Below are 633 nucleotides of genomic sequence, written 5' to 3' on the forward strand. Positions count from 1 at the left end.
TGGCCAAGCCCGCGGTCATCGTCTCGGTCGAGAAGCAGCCCGACGTCGACACGGTGCGGCTGACCCGCAGCATCGAGACCGCCCTGAAGGAACTCAACCCGACCCTGCCCGGCGGCATCAAGGCCGACCAGGTCTTGTTCCGGCAGGCCGACTTCATCGAGACTTCGATCCGCAACGTCGAGCGCGTCCTCGTCGAGGCCGTGCTGGTGGTGGCCCTGGTGCTGTTCGCCTTCCTCTTGAACGTGCGCACCACCGCGATCTCGCTGCTGGCCATCCCGGTTTCGGTGCTGACGACCGCTCTGGTGTTCCACCTGTTCGGCCTGTCCATCAACACGATGACGCTCGGGGGGCTCGCCATCGCCATCGGCGAGCTCGTCGACGACGCGGTGGTCGACGTCGAGAACATCTACCGACGGCTCGGCGAGAATCGGAAGGCGGGCAACCCTAGGAGCACCTTCGAGGTGGTGGTCTCGGCCTCGAACGAGGTCCGCTCCGGCATCGTCTACGCGACGCTGATCATCATCCTGGTCTTCGTGCCGCTGTTCGCGCTCTCAGGCATCGAGGGCCGGCTCTTCGCGCCCCTGGGGCAGGCCTACATCATCTCCATCCTGGCGAGCCTGCTCACCTCCATCA

General features: G+C 65.7%; 1 protein-coding gene. It reads left to right on the plus strand.

Translation table 11 applies throughout. The features are described from left to right. Positions 1-633: efflux RND transporter permease subunit (locus tag AX737_RS20080; RefSeq protein WP_197430647.1), on the plus strand; the 633-nt coding region annotated here is incomplete at both ends.

Source organism: Methylobacterium sp. CCH5-D2 (assembly GCF_001556475.1).
GTDB classification, from domain to species: Bacteria; Pseudomonadota; Alphaproteobacteria; order Rhizobiales; family Beijerinckiaceae; genus Methylobacterium; species Methylobacterium hispanicum.